The sequence below is a fragment of the Tranquillimonas alkanivorans genome (assembly GCF_900115595.1).
GTDB classification, from domain to species: Bacteria; Pseudomonadota; Alphaproteobacteria; order Rhodobacterales; family Rhodobacteraceae; genus Tranquillimonas; species Tranquillimonas alkanivorans.
The window spans coordinates 82,222-99,579 of the sequence record NZ_FOXA01000002.1 but is presented as its reverse complement, the minus strand read 5'-3'; the positions used below and the strand labels follow the sequence as shown (position 1 = coordinate 99,579).

General features: G+C 69.1%; 14 protein-coding genes and 1 pseudogene. 9 read left to right on the top strand and 6 right to left on the bottom strand.

Going from position 1 to position 17,358, the window contains the following annotated elements:
- Nucleotides 1-61 precede the first annotated feature (61 nt).
- The 3 genes from BM162_RS03990 to gdhA form a co-directional block, all read right to left on the bottom strand.
- Nucleotides 62-553, bottom strand: a complete 492-nt coding sequence (locus tag BM162_RS03990; RefSeq protein WP_093418080.1) for an MgtC/SapB family protein — start codon at nucleotides 551-553, stop codon at nucleotides 62-64.
- An 81-nt stretch (nucleotides 554-634) separates the two neighbouring features.
- The gene (locus tag BM162_RS03985; RefSeq protein ID WP_093418078.1) at nucleotides 635-1,036 is read right to left on the bottom strand and encodes a DUF1622 domain-containing protein; all 402 of its coding nucleotides are present in this window, start codon (nucleotides 1,034-1,036) and stop codon (nucleotides 635-637) included.
- A 73-nt stretch (nucleotides 1,037-1,109) separates the two neighbouring features.
- Nucleotides 1,110-2,456: an NADP-specific glutamate dehydrogenase gene (gene gdhA, locus BM162_RS03980; RefSeq protein WP_093418075.1), complete on the bottom strand. Its 1,347-nt coding sequence runs from the start codon at nucleotides 2,454-2,456 to the stop codon at nucleotides 1,110-1,112.
- 159 nt (nucleotides 2,457-2,615) lie between these two features.
- Here gdhA and BM162_RS03975 point away from each other — a divergent pair, with 159 nt between their 5' ends.
- From BM162_RS03975 to BM162_RS03940, 8 genes and pseudogenes are all read left to right on the top strand, one after another.
- A complete protein-coding gene (locus BM162_RS03975) occupies nucleotides 2,616-2,984 on the top strand; it encodes a response regulator (RefSeq protein WP_093418073.1) in 369 nt (122 codons plus the stop codon).
- The gene (locus tag BM162_RS03970; protein ID WP_177215051.1) at nucleotides 2,984-4,891 is read left to right on the top strand and encodes a chemotaxis protein CheA; all 1,908 of its coding nucleotides are present in this window, start codon (nucleotides 2,984-2,986) and stop codon (nucleotides 4,889-4,891) included. Before BM162_RS03975 ends, BM162_RS03970 begins: the two co-directional genes overlap by 1 nt.
- Nucleotides 4,888-5,403, top strand: a complete 516-nt coding sequence (locus tag BM162_RS03965) for a chemotaxis protein CheW (RefSeq protein ID WP_093418067.1) — start codon at nucleotides 4,888-4,890, stop codon at nucleotides 5,401-5,403. Before BM162_RS03970 ends, BM162_RS03965 begins: the two co-directional genes overlap by 4 nt.
- Nucleotides 5,394-7,052, top strand: coding sequence for a methyl-accepting chemotaxis protein (locus tag BM162_RS03960; protein WP_093418065.1), 1,659 nt, complete (start codon nucleotides 5,394-5,396; stop codon nucleotides 7,050-7,052). Before BM162_RS03965 ends, BM162_RS03960 begins: the two co-directional genes overlap by 10 nt.
- Nucleotides 7,053-7,059: 7 nt before the next feature.
- A complete protein-coding gene (locus tag BM162_RS03955) occupies nucleotides 7,060-7,539 on the top strand; it encodes a chemotaxis protein CheW (protein WP_093418652.1) in 480 nt (159 codons plus the stop codon).
- Nucleotides 7,536-8,368 (top strand): annotated as a pseudogene (locus tag BM162_RS23550) (CheR family methyltransferase). The gene BM162_RS03955 and the pseudogene BM162_RS23550 overlap by 4 nt, the downstream one beginning before the upstream one ends.
- Nucleotides 8,365-9,477 (top strand): protein-glutamate methylesterase/protein-glutamine glutaminase, encoded by a 1,113-nt coding sequence (locus tag BM162_RS03945; protein ID WP_093418062.1) that lies wholly within the window; start codon nucleotides 8,365-8,367, stop codon nucleotides 9,475-9,477. The pseudogene BM162_RS23550 and the gene BM162_RS03945 overlap by 4 nt, the downstream one beginning before the upstream one ends.
- Nucleotides 9,474-11,150 carry a hypothetical protein gene (locus BM162_RS03940; RefSeq protein ID WP_093418060.1) on the top strand — a complete coding sequence of 559 codons (1,677 nt, stop codon included), beginning with the start codon at nucleotides 9,474-9,476 and terminating at the stop codon, nucleotides 11,148-11,150. The genes BM162_RS03945 and BM162_RS03940 overlap by 4 nt, the downstream gene beginning before the upstream one ends.
- Before the next feature lie 13 nt (nucleotides 11,151-11,163).
- On the opposite strand, the gene BM162_RS03935 is transcribed toward BM162_RS03940, so the two are convergent.
- Nucleotides 11,164-12,609, bottom strand: a complete 1,446-nt coding sequence (locus BM162_RS03935; RefSeq protein WP_093418057.1) for an aldehyde dehydrogenase — start codon at nucleotides 12,607-12,609, stop codon at nucleotides 11,164-11,166.
- Nucleotides 12,610-12,826: 217 nt separating this feature from the next.
- On the opposite strand from BM162_RS03935, the gene BM162_RS03930 reads away from it, so the two are divergent.
- Nucleotides 12,827-14,554, top strand: coding sequence for a thiamine pyrophosphate-requiring protein (locus tag BM162_RS03930; RefSeq protein ID WP_245759163.1), 1,728 nt, complete (start codon nucleotides 12,827-12,829; stop codon nucleotides 14,552-14,554).
- 31 nt (nucleotides 14,555-14,585) lie between these two features.
- Here BM162_RS03930 and araD read toward each other — a convergent pair whose 3' ends face one another.
- The gene (araD, locus tag BM162_RS03925; protein ID WP_093418052.1) at nucleotides 14,586-16,328 is read right to left on the bottom strand and encodes an L-arabinonate dehydratase; all 1,743 of its coding nucleotides are present in this window, start codon (nucleotides 16,326-16,328) and stop codon (nucleotides 14,586-14,588) included.
- Between the two features lie 35 nt (nucleotides 16,329-16,363).
- Nucleotides 16,364-17,356: an AraD1 family protein gene (araD1, locus tag BM162_RS03920; RefSeq protein WP_093418050.1), complete on the bottom strand. Its 993-nt coding sequence runs from the start codon at nucleotides 17,354-17,356 to the stop codon at nucleotides 16,364-16,366.
- Between the last annotated feature and the right edge of the window lie 2 nt (nucleotides 17,357-17,358).

Sequence of the window (17,358 nt, the reverse complement as noted above, 5' to 3'; positions counted from 1 at the left end):
TGAGGGCGCCTGCGCACCTCCTGTGCATGCCGCGACGCGCCTCGGCGCAGTCCCGGACCGCTCAGTCGTCGAGGTCCTTGTGGAAGGCCCGGCGCTCTATCGCCTTGAGGCCGCGCATGATCACCAGGCACAGCACCGCCGTCGCCACCGCCATCGGCCACATGCCCAGGCCGATGCACAATCCGACCGCCGCGGCCAGCCACATGCTGGCCCCCGTGGTCAGCCCCTTCACCTTCTCGCCGGTGAAGACGATCATCCCGGCGGCCAGGAAGGCCACGCCGCTGGTGATGCCCTCGATGATGCGGATCGGATCAGCGCGCACGTGGTCGGGATACTGGGTCGAGCGCGCCAGAAGCTCGAGCATGACGATCGAGTAGACGCACGAGGCCAACCCCACCAGCATGTGCGTGCGCAGGCCGGCGGGGCGGTCGCGCCGTTCCCTCTCGAACCCGATGGCGCCGCACAGGACGACTGCGCCCAGCAGGCGGATGCCCAGCACCTCCCACGACAGGATCGTCGGGCTCGACATCTCGTTGACGATGTTGTTCCACATCCCCGGTGACCTCCGCATTCGCCCAATCAATGTGCGATGCCGAAGGCCGGTTCCTGAAGCTGTCCGGGCGGGCGTGCGACGTCAGCGCGACATCTCTTCACGGATGTCCCGGATTTCGCGGTCCAGGAAATAGCTGACCGTCGCCCGAATGAGCACCAGCAGGCCCAGGAACACCAGGTCGCCCAGCGCGAGGCTGAGGGCCGTGTGGATGATGTCGGACACGATCAGCAGTTCCAGCCCGGCAAGGATGTAGCGGCCCAGCGCCATGCGCTCGGCGTTCAGGCCCTGCACCCGCCGTTCGGGCACGCGGCTCGCCTCGGACCGCGCGACGCCCCAGACGAAGCGCGCAGCCCCCATCAGCATGATCAGGATCGACAGCAGATCGATCCCCGCCGCCACCCATTCAAGCGCCATGACCACGCCCTCGAGCTCGGTATGCAGCACGCCCTCGGTCCCGGACATGTCGAGGCTCAGACCCTCCATCGCCGTCTCCTCTTCCGCGCCGTGCGGATCAGCCTCACCCGCAACAGTTGCATCTGCAACTTGTTCCGGCCGCTCAGAACACCCCGAAGGACCGCATCGCCTGCGCCACGCGCCGGAACCCGGCAAGGTTGGCGCAGCGGACGTAATCCACCTCGCCCGCACCGTCGCCGTCGTGCATGTCGAGGCAGCGTCCGTGGATGCCCTTCATGATCTCCTTGAGCCGGCGGTCGACCTCGTCGCGGCTCCAGCTCTGGCGTTGGGCGTTCTGGCTCTGCTCGAACCCGCTGACGGCGACGCCGCCGGCATTGCTGGCCTTGCCCGGCCCGTGCAGCACGCCCGCCTCGCGCAGGCGCCCCGCCGCCTCCGCCGTCAGCGGCATGTTCGCACCCTCGCAGATCGCCTTCACCCCGCCATCCAGCAGCGTTGCGGCGTCCTCCTCCTCGACCTCGTTCTGCGTGGCGCACGGCATCGCCACGTCGCACTCCACGCCCCACGGCTTCGCGCCGTCGCGATAGTCGAGCCCCGCGCCGTCGAGTTCGGACAACCGCCCGCGCCCCGCCTTGATGCGCCGGATATCGGCGAAGTCGTCTTGCCGCAATCCGTCCTCGCGCACCACGACGCCGCCGCTGTCGCTGAGCGTGACGACCTTCGCCCCTCGCTCGACCGCCTTCTCGGCGGCATGCAACGCGACGTTGCCGCTGCCGCTGATGGCGACGCGCTTGCCTTCGAGCGTGTCGTCCCGCGCGCCCAGCATCAACTCGCAGAAATAGACGCAGCCATACCCCGTCGCCTCCAGCCGCACGGGGCTGCCACCGAAGGTGCACCCCTTGCCCGTCAGCGCGCCGTGCCAGGTGTTCGTCAGCCGCAGGTACGCGCCGAACAGCACGCTGATCTCCTCTGCCCCCACGCCCATGTCGCCGGCAGGCACGTCGATGTCCGGGCCGATATGGCGGTGAAGCTCAGCCATGAATGACTGGCAGAAACGCGCGATCTCTCGGTCGCTGCGGCCCTTCGGGTCGAAGTCGGCGCCACCCTTGGCACCGCCCATCGGCAGGCCGGTCAGGCTGTTTTTCAGGATCTGCTCGAAGCCCAGGAACTTCAGCACGCTCTGATCCACGGACGCGGCGAAGCGCAGCCCGCCCTTGTAGGGCCCCAGCACGTGCGAAAACTGCACCCGCCAGCCCCGGTTCATCTGCACCGCGCCCGCGTCGTCCTCCCACGCCACGCGGAAGCTGATGGTCCGGTCAGGCTCGGCCAGCCGCTCGAGCACGCCGGCCCGGCGCAGATCGTCCTGCTCGAGGTACCATGGCATGACAGCCGAGACGACGTCTTCGACCGCCTGGTGAAACTCCTTTTCGTGCGGGTCCCGCGCTTTCAGCGCGTCCATGAATTCGTCCGTGGCGCGTCCTGCGTCGGTCATCGAACCTCCTTCGTCTGCACCCGAAGTTGTGGAGCGCGATAGGCCCGCGACAACCCCGCGGCCGCTTCCACCCTTTTTTAAGCCTATGCCCGTAAGCCTGCCTCCCGTGACCCAGGACATGCGGGCGCGGCCGCCGCACCCGAACGGCAAGGAGACTCCATGAGCAAGACGATCCTCGTGGTTGACGATTCCCCCTCCGTCCGGCGCATGGTCTCGATGACCCTGCGCGACGCCGGCTACGGCGTGGTCGAGGCGCAGGATGGCCAGGACGCGCTGGAAAAGGCCGCGGCGTCGCCGCTCGCCGGCGTGATCACCGACCAGAACATGCCGCGCCTCGACGGGCTGGGCTTCATCAAGGCGTTCCGCGCCATGCCCGCCAGCCGCGGCGTGCCCGTGGTGGTGCTGTCCACCGAAAGCGAAGAGGGGTTGAAGGCGCAGGCCCGCGCCGCCGGGGCCGTCGGCTGGATGCGCAAGCCGTTCGAGCAGGCGCAACTCCTGGCCGTCGTCCGCAAGGTGGTGGGGGCCTGATGGACGCTGAAACCCTCGCCGTCTTCCGCGAAGAAGCCGACGCGCTGGTGGAAAGCCTGCAGGACGGGCTGCTCGCGCTGCACGACGCGCCCGGCGACACCGCCTTGATCGACCGCGTCTTCCGCGACCTCCACACGATCAAGGGCACCGGCGCGATGTTCGGGCACACCGCACTCGCCGCCTTCGTCCACGACTTCGAGACCGCGTTCGAAAAGATCCGCTCGGGCGAGACCGCCGTCACGCCCGACCTCGTCAACCTGTCGCTGCGCGCGTACGATTGCATCGTGCGGCTCCTGGCCGGGGAAGGCCGCGACGAGGCGGAAGAGCGTAGCGTCCTCGCCGACCTCGCCCGCCATATGGAGGGGGCGGAGCCCCCCGCCGAAGGCTGGAGGGTAACCTTCCGCCTGCCGCCCGACACGCTGGCGCTCGGCGGCAAGCCGGAACTTTTGCTCGAGGAACTCTCGGCGCTTGGGCAGGCGCGGGTGCAGGTCCTGGCCGACCGCCTGCCCGACCTCGGCACGCTCGAAGCCGACCGGCTGCACCTCGGCTGGCAGATCGAGATCGAGGGCGCGCCGGACGAACAGGCGGTGCGCGACGTCTTCCTCTTCCACGAGGACGACATGGAGCTCGAGATCGCACCACTCCACCCCGACGCCGCGCCCGCCGAGCGGGATGCCCCGGCCCCGCCCGACGCCAAGGCGCCGGCGGCGGCCGCACCGCCCAAGACCGGCGCCGCTCCCGCGATGCGCGTCTCCGCCGAGCGGCTGGACGAAATGATGGACCGCGTCGGCGAACTGGTCATCGCCGAGGCGCGCCTGGCCGAGCTCGCCGCCGCCAGCAGCGACCCGGCCCTCATCAGCGTGGCCGAAGACATCCAGCGCCTCGCCATGGGCATGCGCGACACGACCATGTCGATCCGCATGACGCCCATCGGGTCGATCACCGGCCGCTTCCGCCGGCTCGTCCATGACCTGTCCGAGACGCTGGGTAAGCCCATCAATTTCTCGGTCACGGGCGAGGAGACGGAACTTGACAAGACGGTGATCGAGCAACTCACCGACCCGCTTATGCACCTGATCCGCAACGCCGCGGATCACGGTCTGGAAGGAACGCCCGAGGCGCGGGCCGAGTTCGGCAAACCGCCGGCCGGGCGCATCGATCTCTCGGCGCGCTATTCGGGCGCCGAGGTGCTGATCAGCCTCAGCGACGACGGGCGCGGTCTGGACGAGGATCGCATCCGCGCCCGCGCCATCGATCGCGGCCTGATCGCGCCCGACGCCGACCTGCAAAGGCCGCAGGTCCTGTCTCTAATCCTGGAACCCGGCTTCTCGACCGCGGCGACGGTGACGGAACTCTCCGGCCGCGGCGTCGGCATGGACGTGGTCAAGCGCACGATCGAGACGCTGCGCGGCAGCATCGACGTGTCGTCCGAACCCGGCCACGGCACGAGCGTGACGCTCCGCCTGCCCCTGACGCTTGCCATCATCGACGGCCTGCTGGTCGATGTCGGGGGCGAACGCTACACGCTGCCGCTCGCCGCCGTCGAAGAAATCGTCGAGCTTCCGCCGGACAAACGACACTCCAACGGCAGCACGCAATTCCTCGACATCCGCGACCGCCTGGTGCCCTTCCTGCGCTTGCGCGACCTCTTCTCGACCACGGGCGAACCAGACCCGTTCCAGAAGGTTGTCGTGGTCAGCGCGGGCAGTTCGCGGATCGGGCTGGTCGTCGACCGGATCATCGGCTCGAACCAGACGGTCATCAAGCAGCTCTCCCCGCTGCACGCCCGGCTCACCACCTTCTCCGGCGCGACGATCCTGGGAGACGGGACAGTGGCGCTGATCTTGGACGTGCCGCACCTGGTCGAGCACGGACCGACCGCTCCAGTCCTGGAGAGCGCGGCATGACCGCCCCGCACCGCGCAAGCGAAGGCAGCCGCGACGTGGTCACGCTGCGGCTGGGAGACGAAGTGCTCGCCGTGCCGGCCCGCAGCCTGCGCGAGGTGCTCGAGCCGATGCAGATCACCAGGGTGCCCCGCACGGACGACTTCGTTCGCGGCCTGATCAACGTGCGCGGCGCCGTGGTGCCGTTGGCAGACCTGCGCGTGCCTTTCGACATGCCCCGAAAGCCCGCCGACGCCGACACCCGCATCCTCGTTCTGGAACTGCCGCTCGCCGGCACGCTGTCGGTCGTCGGCGTGATTGCGGACGCAGTGCACGAGGTGACGCAGTTCGATCTTTCGTCGCTCGAGGACGTACCAGCGGTCGGCACCCGCTGGCCGCCGCACCTCGTCACGGCCATCGGCCGGTGGAACGGGCGCTTCGTCATCCTGCCCGACCTCGAAGCAATCTTCGACAGCTATCTCGGCGGCGCAGACACGTCGCCCCCTTCCGAACTGGAGCATTCATCATGCGACTGACCCTCAAGACAAAGCTCATCGCGACGTTCGTCGCCTTGATCGCCATTTTCGGCACGGCGATGTTCTTCGCGCAGACCAGCCTTGCCGACCTCCAGTCGCGGCTTGACCGGATCGTCACCGTCGAAGCCAAGCGGGTGGAGCTGTCCTCCAACCTCGTCAAAGAGGAACTGCGGACCCAGCGGGACATCCGCGACTACATGCTCGCCGAGTCACCTCAGGTCCGCGAGGAGATTCGCGACCGGATTGCCGAGAACGCGGCACGTCAGGCGGCGAACATGGAAACGCTCCTGCCGCTCGCGTCCGACACCGGCCGCGAAGAGCTGGCGCAATACCAGCAGGCTTTGGAGCGGATTCAGGGAGTCTCCGACCGCGCCGTAGCACTCGCCGATGCCGGCAACGCGGCGGACGGAAACCGGCTCCTGAACCGCGAGGGGCAACAATACTGGCTCGAGATGCGGGACAGCCTCGACCAGATCCTGCAGTCGAACGAAGACAACATGGCGCGGGCTGCCACGGCATCGGAGGAGGAATACCGCAAAGCTCGCGCCACGCTGCTGATCGCGATGGCCGTGGCGGCCACAATCGGCGCCGCTGGCGCCACCTGGGTGGTACTCGGCGTCACTCGAGGCCTGGCACGGGCCGCAGCGATCGCGAAGAAGGTCGCGGCGGGCGACCTGGCGGAGCGGGCCGAGCTGCGCGGCAACGACGAGATCACCGATCTTCTGAAAACGCTCAACGCCATGGTGACGAAGCTGCGTGAGGTGGTGGGCGAAGTTTCCGCCGGCGCGCGCAACGTCGCCGCGGGGTCGAACCAGATGGCCTCCACGTCCGAAGAGATGAGCCAGGGCGCGACCGAACAGGCGAGCTCGACCGAGGAAGCCTCGAGTTCGATGGAGCAGATGACCGCCAACATCAAGCAGACGGCCGACAACGCGGCCCAAACCGAAAAGATGGCCGAAAAATCCGCCTCCGACGCCCGCGCAAGCGGCACCGCTGTCGCCGACGCGGTCGAAGCCATGAAAACGATCGCCGACCGCATCATGGTGGTACAGGAAATCGCGCGCCAGACCGACCTGCTCGCCCTCAACGCGGCCGTGGAGGCGGCGCGCGCGGGCGAACACGGCCGCGGCTTCGCCGTTGTCGCAAGCGAAGTGCGCAAGCTGGCCGAGCGCAGCCAGACCGCAGCTGGTGAGATCTCGGGCCTGTCGGGCAACACAGTCCGCGCGGCCGAGGACGCTGGACGCATGCTCGAGGGACTCGTGCCGGACATTGAGCGGACCTCGGCGCTGGTCAGCGACATTTCGTCCGCCAGCCGCGAACTCGCAACCGGCGCCTCACAGGTGAACACGGCGATCCAGGAACTCGACAAGGTGACGCAGGAAAACACCGCTGCTTCCGAACAGCTTTCCGCCACGGCCGAGCAGCTTTCCGCGCAGTCGGAATCCCTGCGTAGTGCTGCCAGCTACTTCCGCGTCGAGAATGACTTCAGCGCACCGCCTGCGCCCTCGGCGACGCGGACAGAGCGGAAGCCGGTAAAGCGCCCGAGGGACCAAATCTCCGAGCACTCGCTGGCGGGCGGCGGCTTCGACTTCGACATGAGCGGCGGCGAGGATGACCTTGACGCCCAGTTCGACCGCAGCGCCGCGTGAGGTCCGCATGACGATCGGAACCGTCGTGACCTTTTCGATGAACGACGCCCTGTTCGCGCTTCCCGTAGCGCGTGTGCAGGAAATTCTGGACGCGCGTACAATCGCACCTCTTCCGAACGCGCCGGACTACCTGCTTGGGCTCATCGACGTGCGCGGCGCCTCCGTCGCCGTCGTCGATCTGCGCCGGCTCATGGGAGAGCCGCCGCGGGAGGACACGCAGGACACCCGGATCATCGTCTTCCATGCTGGGGACGGACCGGACGGCTTCGTCGCGGCGCTTCGCACGGACCGGGTCATCGAGGTGGCCGAACTCGACGAGGCACCGGCTGGCGAGGTGCCGATCTCGGACCGCCTGCAGTGGCGCGCGCGGATCGTCGAGGAGATTGGGCGGCGCGAAGGAGCATTCGTCAGCGTGCTCGATTCAGGGCGATTGCTGGCGCAACCTGCCGCGGCGGCGGCCATTGAGCCGTTGGGTGCCGCGACATGAGACACGCGGCCGAAGCGGCTTCGCACGTGACACGGCTGCGGGAGCTCGTCTACAAAACGACCGGCATAAAGATGCCGCCGAGCAAGTGGAGCATGGTGGAATCACGACTGCGCCGGCGCAGCGCGGCGCTGGGGATGGACAGCGTGGAGGACTATCTCCGCTTCGTCTTCGACGACGGCGGCCTCGACCGCGAGATGCCGCACATCATCGAGCGGATCACGACTAACAAAACCGACTTTTTTCGTGAACCCGAGCATTTCCGGATCCTCGCGGAACGGGTTATTCCGGAGTTCCGGTTGAGCGGGCGGCGCGGCCTGAAGCTCTGGAGCGCTGCCGCCTCCGTGGGCGCGGAAGCGTGGAGCGCCGCGATGGTGCTGGCCGAGGCAGGACGGGAGAAACCGATCGACTTTGCGATCCTCGGCACCGATATCTCCCGCGCGTGCTCAAGGCGTGCCGCCGCGCTGTGTACCCTGCCGCCGAACTCGACCCGGTGCCACACGCGTTGAGGGGCCGCTACGCGATGCAGGGACGGGACGAGAACGGCGCCACCTTGCTCCGCATCGTGCCCGAACTTCGGCGCCGCGCCCGCTTTTCGGCGCTCAACCTGATCGAGATCCCGTATCCGATCGATCAGGACCTCGACGTCATCTTCCTGCGCAACGTGCTGATCTATTTCGAGCCCGACCTGCAAGAGCGCATCGTGACAGCGATGTGCGGACACCTTCGGCCAGGCGGATACCTGTTCGTCGGCCACACGGAATCTGCCGTGGTCCGGGCGCCTGCCCTGCGCCAGCTTTCGCCCGCCGTTTTCCGTAAGGAGGTGTCATGACGCCCTCGCCACACGACTCGCCAATCGGCGTGTTGATCGTCGATGACTCGGCGACGGCCCGCGCTGTCTTGAAATCGCTTGTGTCCGCCGACCCGTCCCTGCGCGTCATAGGGACCGCGCCCGACGCTTTCTCGGCCGCGCGTTCGATGCGCGACGCGCTTCCCGACGTCATGCTTCTGGACCTCGAATTGCCGCAGATGGACGGCTTGACGTTCCTGCGGAAGATCATGACGCAGCGCCCGATTCCGGTGGTGATCTGCTCGAGCCACACCGGCGCGGGCTCGGACGTGACGCTTCGCGCACTCGAGCTTGGAGCCGCGGACGTGATTGGCAAGCCCAGCGTCGCCGGCCCGACAGAACGGCAGGAGGCGCAGGTGCGGGTCTGCGATGCCATCCACGCGGCTTTCCAGACACGGCGGGGGCGCAAGAAGAGCCCGCAGCCGTTCCAGCCCGGCCCGAAGTTGAGCGCCGACGAGATCCTGCCGCCGCCGCGCCCGGGGCTACGCCGGCCGGCGCGGCGGCTGAGCCCCATGGTCGCCATCGGCGCCTCGACCGGCGGGACCGAAGCGCTTTCGTCGGTTCTGCGGGCGCTGCCGCGGGACGCGCCGCCCGTCGCCGTCGTTCAGCACATGCCCAAGGGGTTTACCGCAGCCTTCGCGCGGCGGCTCGACGGGCTGTGCCCCGTGACGGTGCAGGAGGCGCGGGATGGCGACGCGCTGGAGCAGGGGCGCGTCCTGATCGCGCCCGGGGACAGGCACATGCTGGTGCGGCGGACGGGCGGCGGCTACCGGGTCGAACTGGCCGACGGGCCCTACGTGTCGCGCCACCGCCCCTCGGTCGACGTGCTTTTCCGGTCGGTCGCGCAGGCGGCGGGGCCGGACGCGCTGGGGATCATCATGACGGGGATGGGCGACGACGGCGCGCGCTGCATGGCCGAGATGCGCGACGCCGGCGCCCGCACGATCGCCCAGGACGAGCAGAGCTGCGTGGTCTACGGCATGCCGCGGGAGGCGGTGCGCCACGGCGGCGTAACGCTGTCCCTTCCGCTTGACCGGTTGTGGCGCGAGATCGCCGCCTGGAACATCGAGAGGAGCACCGCGGCCCGATGATCCGCGACCGACGCCTTCCGCCGACGCCACGTGGCGTCCTGCGCGACGTCGCGCGACTGCGCCAGCGCACGGAGCGGGATTTCGACCGCTCCGGACAGGAGCTGTTCGCCGCGACCGAACTTCTTGACCGCATGCATTCCAGCTTCGGCGAGGTGGCGGAGTTCTTTGCGCCGGCAAACCTTCAGCGGCTCGGCGGGGTCGCGCGGGACCTGACCACGCTGGCGGAGGGGGCGGAGGCGGGCGTGGCGGCGTTCCGCACCTCGGTGGGCGAGCTGGGCCGCGCGGTCGACGCGGCACGCCTGTCGCTGCGCGATCTGCGGCTGCGCACCCATACCGCCGCCATGGTGTCGCTCAACGCGCGGGTCCTGGGCGAGTCGTTCGCGGCCCGCGACCCCGCTCTCGACGGGTTCGGGCAGGACATGCGGCGGCTGTCGCGCGACGCGAGCGACGCGGTGGAGGATTTGGTCACGCGCATGGAGGATGGCGCCCGCGGGATCGAGGGGCTGACGCGCGATGCGGTGGCGATGGACGCCGTGATCTCGGGCACGATCCTGCCGCGCCTGCGCGACTTCGCGGGCCTGCTGCTGAAGCTTGAGGCGGAGGGTGCGCAGTTGCAGAAAACCGCCGCCGGCATCTCCGATCGCGTGCAGGCCGTGCGGCGGGGCGTGTCGGACGTGGTCAGCCAGCTTCAAAGCGGGGATGCGACGCGGCAGAGGCTGGAACACGTCGAGACGATGCTGGACCGCCGAGACGGCGAGGTGGTAACGCGGGCCGTCCTGGCGCTTGCCTCCGCCCAGCTTCATGCGGCTGCGGAAGAGGTGCGCGGCGCGCTCGACCGCACCGGGCGCAGCCTGAACGAAGTGCACCAGAATGCCACGACCCTCGCCTCGGCCGCCGGGGGCGCGCTGCCCGCCCGGGGCGGCGGCGCGGGCGATGTGGAGCGGCTGGGAGCGGAAGTGGCGACGCTGCGCGAAAGCTTCGCCGCCTGCCGCGGGCACGAGCGGCGGATTGGCACGGCGGCGCGGCCCCTGCACCGGGCGCTTGACGAGATCCTGGACCAGTCCCGCCAGATCGCGGACTTTGAAAGCAGCATGACGCTGATCGGGCTGAACGCGATCCTGGTGTCGTCGCGGCTGGGGCAAGACGGCAGCGCGATGACCGAGGTGTCGCAGCAGCTTCGTGACGTGTCGCGCCAGATCAGCGCAAGCTATCGCGACCTGCTGGACGCGATCCGGCGGATCGGGGCGCAGAAGGACCGGCTGGGCACCGGAGACGGCGACGGCGATGCGATCTGGAGCGAGGCGCAAGCCGATGCGGGGCTCGACGCGCTGGACGGCATCGTAACGGACCTGCGCGAACGGCGGGCGACCACCGAGGCGCTGATCGGGCGGTGCCGTGACGAGGTTCTAACCCCCCTTCGCGAGGCCGAGGCGCGGCTGCGGGCGTTCCGCGACGCCACGGGCGCACTGGACGCGGCGGCCGAAGCGGCGGCGCGGCTGGCCGACGGCGCCGCGCCGGCCGCGCACCCGGACCTGATGGCGGAGCTGCGGCGGCTCTACACGATGGAGGCCGAGCGGCAGGTGCATGACCGGGTGGCCGGACACGCCCCGTTTGAGACGGAAACGTCCCCCGCCGAGCCGGCGGAGGACGATATCGACAATATCCTGTTCTGAGCGGCGGCGCCGATCAGAACGGGTAGTGCTGGTTCGGATCCTCGATGGTGATCCAGCGCAGCTCGGTGAACTCGTCGATCCCGGCCGTGCCGCCGAAGCGGCCGTAACCCGAGGCCTTCATGCCGCCGAAGGGCATTTGCGCCTCGTCGTGCACGGTGGGGCCGTTGATGTGGCAGATGCCGGCCTCGATCCGCTTGGCGACGTCCATCGCGCGGCGGATGTCCTGCCCGAAGACCGACGAGCTGAGCCCGTACTCGGTGTCGTTGGCCAGCTCCACCGCGTGGTCGGTGTCCTTGGCGCGGATGATGCAGACGACGGGGCCGAAGCTTTCCTCGCGGAAGAGCTTCATGTTCGGCGTGACGTTGTCGACGATTGTGGCGGGCATGACGGTGCCTTCCTCGGCCCCGCCGGTCATCAGCGACGCACCGTTGGAGATGGCGTCGTCGATCAGGCCGTCGACCTTGTCGATGGTGCTCCGGTCGATGACCGCGCCCAGCACCACCTGCCCGCGCGGGTCGCCGTGGGGCAGGCCACCGGCCTTCTCGGCGAAGCGCTTGGCGAACTCGTCGGCGATCTTCTCGTCGACGATGATCCGCTCGGTCGACATGCAGATCTGGCCCTGGTTCATGAAGGCGCCGAAGGCGGCCGCGTTCACCGCCGCGTCGATGTCGGCGTCGTCCAGCACCACCAGCGGCGCCTTGCCGCCCAACTCCAGCAGCACCGGCTTGAGGTGCTTCGCCGCCGTTTCGGCGATGATCTTGCCGACGCGGGTCGAGCCGGTGAAGTTGATGCGCTTCACCTTCGGATGCTCGATCAGGCGGGTGACGACCTCGGGCGCGTCCTCGGCGGCGTGGGTGACGACGTTGATCACGCCCTTCGGGAGCCCCGCATCCTCAAGGCATTCGCCGATCATCAGGTGCAGCTTGGGGCACATTTCGGACGCCTTGAGCACCATGGTGTTGCCGCAGGCAATGGGCATGGCGACGGCGCGCACGCCCAAGATCACCGGCGCGTTCCACGGCGCCATCCCGACCAGCACGCCGACCGGCTGGCGGTAAGCCATGGCCAAGTTGCCCGGCTTGTTCGACGGCACCACCTCGCCCTTGATCTGCGTGGTCATCGCCGCAGCCTCGCGCAGGACCGAGGCGGCGAACGAGACGTTGAAGCCGATCCACGGGCCGGTTGCGCCGGTCTCGGCGATGCCGGTCTCGATGAACTGCGGCGCGCGCTCCTCCATCAGGTCGGCGGCCTTGTTCAGGATCGCGCGGCGCTTGGCCGGGCTTTCCTGCGACCAGCCGGGGAAGGCGGCGGCCGCGGCCTCGACCGCCGCGTCGACGTCGTCGGCCTTCGCGGCGGGAGCACGAGTGGCCACGTCGCCGGTGTAGGGGTCGCGCCGCTCGAAGGTCCCGCCGGCCTTTGCCGAAGCCTTGCGGCCGCCGATCAGAAGCTCGATGTCCATGTATCCTCTCCTCCTCGCGCAAGATGCGCGGTCAAAACTGTATACATCCGGTGCGGAACCTGCGGCATCGCGCCCGGTGCCGCAAGATGCTTCTGCCGGCGCATTCCGTGCGGGATGCATGTGCGCCGTTGCGCTGGTCCTTCCCCGCAGCGCGCCCTATGCTGCGTCCGCTTTGCCGTGCCTTGGGGGGCACGGTCTGCCGGCAAGGGAGGGCCACGTGAAGGACAACAGCACGCAGACCGCAGCCGCCGCGGGCGACACCACGGCCGGGGGCGCGATCTTCGCCCGGCTCAAGGCGCTCGGAGTCGATTACGTGTTCACCAACTCGGGCACCGACTTCCCGCCGATCATCGAGGGACTTGCCGAGGCCGCCGCGAACGGCACCGACCTGCCCGAAGCCGTCGTCATCCCGCACGAACACGCGGCGCTCGGGATGGCGCACGGCTACTACCTGATCTCGGACAAGGCGCAGTCGGTGATGCTGCATACCAACGTCGGCCTGTCGAACGGGGCCACCGGCGCGATCAACGCCGCGTGCGAACACATCCCGATGCTGCTGATGTCCGGCCGCACCCCGGTGACCGAGAAGGACCGCTTCGGCGCGCGCACCGTCCCCATCGGCTGGGGACAGGAGATGCGGGATCAGACCGCGCTGGTCCGGGAAAGTTGCAAGTGGGACTATGAGCTCAAGTTCCCCGAGCAGATCCGCGAATTGCTCGACCGCGCCTCGGCCATCGCGAATTCGACGCCGAAGGGGCCGGTTTACCTGTCGCTCCCGCGTGAGACGCTGTGCGAGACGATCAACGACGATCTGGCCGCCGCGCCGTCGATGCGGCCGGTGCTGGGTGCGCCCAACCCGCGCGATATCGAGCAGGCTGCGAAATGGCTGGCCGAGGCCGAGCATCCGCTGGTCATCGCACAACGCGGCGCGGGCGACGAGGCCAGCTTCGCGGCGTTCGCCGACTGGGCGCTGGAATGGGGCATCCCGGTCTCGTCCTGGTGGGCGACGCACCTGGCGATCTCGACCGAGCATCCGTGTCATATCGGGCCGAACCCGAAGAAATGGCTGGAGAAGGCCGACGTGGTACTGGTGCTCGACTGCCTCGCGCCCTGGTGGCCGGACGAGCATCCCGTGAACCCCGACGCGAAGATCATCAACATGGGGCCGGACCCGATCTTCAGCCGCTTCCCGGTGCGCAACTTCCGCTCGGACCTGTCGATCCAGGGCGAAAGCGCGCTCACCATCCCCGCGCTGGTCGAGGCGATGGACGCCCTGCCCCGCCGGCCTGACAAGATCGCCACGCGTCGGCGCGAGGTGTCGGACGCGGCCGACGCCACCCGTTCGGGCATGCGCTGGCAGGCGGCGGCGCGCAACGCGCAGGGCATCACGAAAGAATGGTTCAGCGTCTGCCTGGGCAAGGCGCTGGAGGGGCGTACGTCGTCGGTGTTCTCGGAACTGGGCACAATGTTGGGGATGCTCAAGCGCGAGGATCACAAGTCGTGGTTCCAGGAGCCGCATTCCGGCGGGCTGGGGTGGTCGTTCCCCGCGGCACTGGGGGCGCAGCTGGCCGACCGCGACCGGCTGTGCGTGGCGACGATGGGCGACGGATCGTACATGTTCGCCAACCCGGCGGTCTGCCATCAGATCGCCGAAGCGATGAACCTGCCGGTGCTGATCGTGGTGCTCAACAACGAGGAATGGGGCGCGGTGCGCGCCTCGGTCACGGGGATGTACCCGGACGGGCACGCGTCGCGGGCGAACCGGATGCCGCTGACCGCGCTCCAGCCTTCGCCCGACTTCCTGAAGACGGCCGAGGCGAGCCGCGCCTGGACCCGCCGCGTGACCACGGCGGCCGAGGTGCCCGAGGCCATCGCGGCCGCCATCGCCGCCGTGACGGAAGAAAAACGCTGCGCGTTGCTCGAGGTGCGGACGCTGCGGAACTGAGTGGCGGCGGGGCGCGCGGCCCCGCCCACCATCAGTGGCTGTCTTTGGGGACCGCGCGGCCGCGGCAGCCGACGAGGAAGTCAAAGTCCGCGCCGGTGTTCGCGCCCTGCACGTGGTCATGGAACATGCGGGCATAGCCGCTTTCAGGCGGCTGCACCGTGGGCGTCCACTCGGCCAGCCGCCGCTCCAGCTCTTCGTGGGGAATGTCGAGGTGCAGGCGCCGCGCCTCGACGTCGAGCTCGATCATGTCGCCGTTCTTCACCACGGCCAGCGGGCCGCCCGCCGCCGCCTCGGGCGTGGTATGCAGGACGACGGTGCCGTAGGCGGTGCCCGACATGCGCGCGTCGGAGATCCGGACCATGTCGGTGATGCCCTTCTTCAGAACCTTCGGCGGCAGGCCCATGTTGCCGACCTCGGACATGCCGGGATAGCCCTTGGGCCCGCAATTCTTCAGGACCATCACGCAGGTCTCGTCGATGTCGAGCGCGTCGTCGGCGATCTTCGCCTTGTAGTCGTCGATGTCCTCGAACACGACCGCCCGGCCCCGGTGCTTCATCAGGTGCGGGCTCGCGGCCGACGGCTTGAGCACCGCGCCCTCGGGTGCAAGGTTGCCCCTCAGCACCGCGATTCCGCCCGAGGCGGTGAGCGCCTTCTCGACCGGCAGGATCACATCTATGTTCCAGTTGCGGGCGTCCTTCACCTCGTCCCAGATCGCCCCGCCCGAGACGGTGATCGCGTCGCGATGAAGCAATCCGCCCTCCCCAAGCCGCTTGAGCACGACGGGCAGGCCCCCGGCATAGAAGAACTCCTCCATCAGGTACTTGCCCGAGGGCATGAGGTTCACGACGGTCGGCACCTCGCGCCCCAGCCGGTCCCAGTCGTCGAGCGTCAGGTCAACGCCGACGCGGCCCGCGAGCGCGAGGATGTGGATGACGGCGTTCGTCGAGCCGCCGATGGCGCCGTTGGTGCGGATGGCGTTCTCGAACGCGGCGCGGGTGAGGATGTCGGACGGCTTCAGGTCGTCCTTCACCATGTCCACGATGCGCCGGCCGGAAAGCTGCGCCATCACCCGCCGCCGGGCGTCCACCGCCGGGATCGCGGCGTTGCCCGACAGCGCCATCCCCAGCGCCTCGGCCATGCTGGCCATGGTGCTGGCGGTGCCCATCGTGTTGCAGGTGCCCGACGACCGGCTCATCGCCTGCTCGGCCTCGAGGAAGTCGTCCTGGCTCATCTTGCCGGCCTTGATGTCTTCGGACATCTGCCAGAGTGCCGTCCCCGAGCCCACGCGCTCGCCCCGGAACCAGCCGTTCAGCATCGGGCCCCCGGTCACGACGATCGAGGGGATGTCGGTCGAGGCCGCGCCCATCATCAGGCTCGGCGTGGTCTTGTCGCAGCCCACCAGCAGCACTGCCCCGTCGATGGGCTGGGCGCGCATCACCTCTTCGACCGCCATGGCGGCGAGGTTGCGGTACATCATCGCTGTGGGCCGGAACGTGTTCTCGGAGGCCGAGAAGACCGGCACCTCGAGCGGGAAGCCGCCGGCCTCCCAAACCCCGGCTTTCACCTTCTCGGCCAGCTCGCGCAGGTGGCCGTTGCAGGGCGTCAACTCGCCCCAGGTGTTGAGGATGCCGATGACAGGGCGGCCGTCGAACAGATCGTGCGGGTAGCCCTGGTTCTTGAGCCAGCCGCGGTGGTAGATGTTGTCGCGCGACGTGCCGCCGTACCATTCCTGCGACCGCAGGCGGCGCGGCCATTCGGCCTTCTTGAAGGTCATGGCGTCTGCCTCTCGTCAGTTGTTTCGCGCCGGCGCTAGAGCGTGCGGACGGCGACGGTTTGCTCGGCCCGCGGTGCGGGCATGCCAGACAGCGCGTTGCGCAGCGGCAGGCCGAACGCCGGGGCCTCGATCTCGAACACGTCGCCCGGCTGGGTGCGCACGCCCTCGGCGAAGGACAGTGTGGCGGTGCCGAACATGTGCACATGGACGTCGCCGGGCTGGCGGAAGACGTCGTACTTGAAGTGGTGGTGTTCCAGATTGGCGATGGTGTGGGACATGTTCGCCTCGCCCGACAGGAACGGCGCCTCGAAGATCACCTCGCCGCCCCGGCGGATGCGCGACGTGCCCTCGACGTGCTCTGGCAGGTCGCCCACCAGAAGTTCGGGCCCCAGCGAGGCCGGCCGCAGCTTCGAGTGGGCGAGGTAGAGGTAGTTCTCGCGCTCCATCACGTGGTCCGAGAACTCGTTGGCCAGCGTGAAGCCCAGCCGGACGGGCGTGCCATCGGGGCCGATGACGTAGACGCCCGCGATCTCGGGCTCTTCCCCGCCATCCTGCGCGAAGGCCGGCGAGGTCAGTTCCGCCCCCGGCGCGACCAGAGCGGCGCCGTTGCCCTTGTAGAACCACTCGGGCTGCACGCCGATCCCGCCCGCGCGCGGCTTGCCGCCCTCGAGCCCGAGGCGGAACATCTTCATCGAATCCGTCAGCGCCGTGTCCGCCCCGGCATGCATGGCGTCGCGGGTCGAGGCCGAGCCGAGATGCGTGAGCCCCGTGCCGGTCAGGTGCAGGTGCGCCGGGTCCGGGTGCAGGATGGGCGGCAACAGGCGGCCCTCGGCATAGGCGGCCTCGAGGTTGACCGCCGGCCCCAGCCCCAGCGCTCCGATGCGCTGAGCCAGCCCTTCGCCCCCGGCCGCGCAGCCCGTCGCCAGGTCGTAGACGGTGGCGACGTCGCGAACGGCGTAGGCCTCAGTCCCTTCTCGGACGACGACCCGCGTGCCGCCGTCGTCCGTCCTGATCTGCGACAGGAGCATGG

Coding starts and splice junctions, on each gene's coding strand:
- BM162_RS03960 (WP_093418065.1), top strand. CDS start 5,394: ATGCGACTGACCCTCAAGACAAAGCTCATCGCGACGTTCGTCGCCTTG.
- BM162_RS03935 (WP_093418057.1), bottom strand. CDS start 12,609: ATGGACATCGAGCTTCTGATCGGCGGCCGCAAGGCTTCGGCAAAGGCC.
- BM162_RS03970 (WP_177215051.1), top strand. CDS start 2,984: ATGGACGCTGAAACCCTCGCCGTCTTCCGCGAAGAAGCCGACGCGCTG.
- BM162_RS03955 (WP_093418652.1), top strand. CDS start 7,060: ATGACGATCGGAACCGTCGTGACCTTTTCGATGAACGACGCCCTGTTC.
- araD (WP_093418052.1), bottom strand. CDS start 16,328: ATGACCTTCAAGAAGGCCGAATGGCCGCGCCGCCTGCGGTCGCAGGAA.
- BM162_RS03940 (WP_093418060.1), top strand. CDS start 9,474: ATGATCCGCGACCGACGCCTTCCGCCGACGCCACGTGGCGTCCTGCGC.
- araD1 (WP_093418050.1), bottom strand. CDS start 17,356: ATGCTCCTGTCGCAGATCAGGACGGACGACGGCGGCACGCGGGTCGTC.
- BM162_RS03990 (WP_093418080.1), bottom strand. CDS start 553: ATGTGGAACAACATCGTCAACGAGATGTCGAGCCCGACGATCCTGTCG.
- BM162_RS03945 (WP_093418062.1), top strand. CDS start 8,365: ATGACGCCCTCGCCACACGACTCGCCAATCGGCGTGTTGATCGTCGAT.
- gdhA (WP_093418075.1), bottom strand. CDS start 2,456: ATGACCGACGCAGGACGCGCCACGGACGAATTCATGGACGCGCTGAAA.
- BM162_RS03965 (WP_093418067.1), top strand. CDS start 4,888: ATGACCGCCCCGCACCGCGCAAGCGAAGGCAGCCGCGACGTGGTCACG.
- BM162_RS03985 (WP_093418078.1), bottom strand. CDS start 1,036: ATGGAGGGTCTGAGCCTCGACATGTCCGGGACCGAGGGCGTGCTGCAT.
- BM162_RS03975 (WP_093418073.1), top strand. CDS start 2,616: ATGAGCAAGACGATCCTCGTGGTTGACGATTCCCCCTCCGTCCGGCGC.